The sequence below is a fragment of the Pseudomonas fontis genome, from assembly GCF_028656955.1.
GTDB lineage: Bacteria > Pseudomonadota > Gammaproteobacteria > Pseudomonadales > Pseudomonadaceae > Aquipseudomonas > Aquipseudomonas fontis.
Genome location: NZ_JAMDGY010000115.1, coordinates 1 through 3,231 on the forward strand (window position 1 = coordinate 1; position 3,231 = coordinate 3,231).

The following is a 3,231-nucleotide window of genomic DNA, read 5'->3' on the forward strand; positions in this document are numbered from 1 at the left end:
AGGTGATCAGATCTACTTGCTCGCCGCGTTTCACCATCTCGATGAGCATCGCAGTGCTGTTCGTTCCTGCTCCGTAGCTTACGACTTGCATGATCTGAATCCACACGATAATCCGGATTCAGATTGTAACTGATCCTCATGCTTTACACACGATTATCCGAATAGCCAATCTTTCATAGTCACAATTCCAAGCGCCCTGGCCGCAGCGCCTGCAGATTGCATCGTTGGGTAGAACGCACCGTATAGGAATGCTCTCCAGCCTGTTTCGGGCCACTGACTGTTGTAGATAATTTCTGGGCATCGTGGCAGTAAGCTGTCCTCACTGAATCGGCTCAGATATTCGGCTTTGGTTTTGATTTCTAGGCGCAGCACAGCAGCAGTCGCTTGATCGATATCTTCATACTTTGGTACAGTGCCTAGGAATTCTTCCCAGCTTATCCAAGAATTTTTGTATGTCTTAGCGGGATCTTTTGGGAGTTTCGGATCTTCGTCCAAATAGCAAGCAGCGTATTCTTCGGGCGTGTTGATGCCTGCGGCTCTTGCGGCATGTTGTGCTTCGAGATAATCGGTATAAGGCTCAGGTTTTTGCTGAAGGAACGTGGGCCAGTCCACCCAGTGCTTTTTGTAACAAAGGCTGGGCTGTGCTGGGAGTTCGGGGTGAAGCTTCCTGAACTCAATATATTGGCGACCAGTTTTGATACCACTCCTAGCAATCAAGGACTTGGCGTCTTCGTAGGTCAGCAGAGTAGGGCGTTTTTCAATGCCCAGATAGTCATACCATCCGTTCCATTCTTTATAAATCAGATGAGGGGCAGCATAAAGTTGTGGGTCAATACTTGCGCAAGTGTCCCTGTAATCTTGAATGGTTCTAAAGTTGTAGGAGCGAGCAATCAACCGTGCTTCGAAAAAGTCTTGATATTTTTCTTCTTTGTCAAGAAAGTCGTCCCAGTTCGTCCAGTGGGTTTTGTACTGTACGTCGGGGCGTGAGGGTAGTTGGGGATCTTTTTTGTACCTATCTTGATAGCTTTGTGCGGAGGTTATACCAAAGTTAAGTGCGGCGGCCTTAGCTTCTTCATAATCGTATATTTTTACTTCTGGTCTGCCAAAATAATGACCATAGCCCTTCCAGTCATTAACGTATTTTTGGTAGGGAGCTGAAGGGAGCATGGGGTCTTCAGATCGCCGTTTGTTGTACTCAACAACTGTGCTTATCTCCAGCTTAATACACGCTGCTCGCGCTTCTTCGTAGGTTTCGTAAAATTTTTGCTTGAGTTTCATGGTTGTTAGTCCTTAGGTAGATATAGCTAAAATTCAGGCGAGCAGGCTCGCTCTTGAGACTTGTGCGCAAAAGTTGTTATAAGCTATTCTGACCACAAGTTTTGGCGCTAATGGTCATCAGCTTGAGAAAATTGGTTGGCGCTTGGGGCGCGCTTAATTTCTAGATCTTGTTATGCCTCGGTAGCTGGCAATAGGTCGACCGAAGGTTTCAGTCTCTTCCGGCTCGAAGGTTTTGGCAGGTGGGGTAAAATTTTTTCTGGTCTCGGTTTTGCGCATTGTCTCCCTTACTTCTCTATCTGTTTTTTGTAGGTACACTAGACAAGAGTCAGGGTGTGCATGATGCATTGCATCTTTAATGTCGAGTTGGCTAAACCCGTTTTCTGCAAGCCGGTAACCGTAGGCATGCCGGTGTCCATGCTCGCTTGTGCCTTGATATTTGCAACAGGAAAGGCCAATTCTTTCTACTGCTTGTGTGTGTAAGCGTTGAAAGTTTTTAATGGTCTCAGGTCGACCTTTTGTGTTGGTAAAGGCATATGGATGTCTGCCTCTCGCATCCACTCGTTGATACAAGAGGTAGTTTTGAAAGGCGAGTAAAAACTCCTGGGATCTCGATGGCGGATAGAATTGAACGACGAAAAACATTTGTTTATTGGTCGTCGGGGCTTTCCATCCGGCGTGAAGTGATTCGGACTTGAGATAGTCCGTCCGCGGCTTCATCCGGAACTTACGAAGCAGATAGTCTTGGCGGTTTTTATAACCTTTCTCAGGCGCTTTACCTTTAGAGGGATGATGTACCCTAACTATTGCCTCGCAGCGCTCCTCGTCAATTTCGATATCGTCAAGATAGATATGGAACAGCTCGCTTTTGCGGAGCCCGCCAGCATTCATCAGAAGGGTCATGGCTTGGCTTTTATAATCAATGCGCATGTGCTTATGCACACTGCGAGAACTGGCTCGTACAAAGCCTTCGTCAAGTAGGGTGTCGAGGTGCTCTTGCGGAAAACGCTTCACCTCGTCCAAGATCACAGGTGATGCTTTTTCTCTTCCCACTTCACGTCTAAATCGATTCTGATCTCGCTCCTCGTCTGAGGTCAGGTGGCTGAGCAGCTTGTTGTCTTGGCGGTGGTGGTAAGCGCACCAGTTTAATTTTTCCTCATGCTTTGTAGCTTCCCTTATTGGGTTCAGAACGACGCCGCTGTGCCCCGGCTGCAGAATCAACCAGTCCGTGTACCCAGTGAGTAGGCTGACAATGTCATCCACATGCTCATGGCTCCGGTTGGGCCAATACAGGCCGGTCGGATCTTCCAGGTCGAGATCAATGGTGCCGCTCTTCAATGCGGTGCGAAACGATTTCAGGAGCATGGTTGGGTTTTCGAATGGAATACCGCTCAGCGCGATGAAATCCAGGAGCGTCCCCACTGCAGTGGTCACCTTCGCTCGCCACGAGTTGCTCCTGTTTTTCTCGCTAAGGTACTGGAGCAACGAGACAAGAATTCCCTGGCTGGTCATCAAGGCCGGAAGGCGGATCGTGTTCAGCTGGGTGGGGCTCTGGTAGTCGACCTTCAATCTGACGGATGTCAGCAATGGCATCTGCACAATATGCATTCAGCTCTGCTCCCCCTGGCGGGTGGAGAGTAGGCCTTCCTCGCGATCGTCTCGTTGCTCGTGGCGACGCTGGCTTTTGCCATGGTAGCGACGCAGTCGCTGACGCTGAGTGCGATCATCCTGGCCGCGCTTGCTGGCCTCAACGACCACAGATTGGGGGAGGGTAGGGGCGGATGTCTCTGGTGGACGGGTTGCACTGAAAAAAATCTCAGCTGACATGCTTGACGCCTTAAGTACACTCGGTGTACTATTCAAATGTCCATTGGTATAAGATGTTATCATTGCGCGCTGTCAGAAAAAAGCCCATCCGGGCTACTTTTTGCCGCACCCGCACCCGCACCCGCACCC

General features: G+C 49.4%; 2 protein-coding genes. Both read right to left on the bottom strand.

Features of this window, described 5'->3' with window-relative positions:
• Positions 1-153 precede the first annotated feature (153 nt).
• Complete coding sequence (locus tag M5G11_RS25690; RefSeq protein ID WP_273914120.1) at positions 154-1,278, bottom strand: integrase repeat-containing protein; 1,125 nt, start codon at positions 1,276-1,278, stop codon at positions 154-156.
• 153 nt (positions 1,279-1,431) lie between these two features.
• Positions 1,432-2,883 (bottom strand): gamma-mobile-trio recombinase GmtY, encoded by a 1,452-nt coding sequence (gene gmtY, locus M5G11_RS25695; protein WP_273914119.1) that lies wholly within the window; start codon positions 2,881-2,883, stop codon positions 1,432-1,434.
• Between the last annotated feature and the right edge of the window lie 348 nt (positions 2,884-3,231).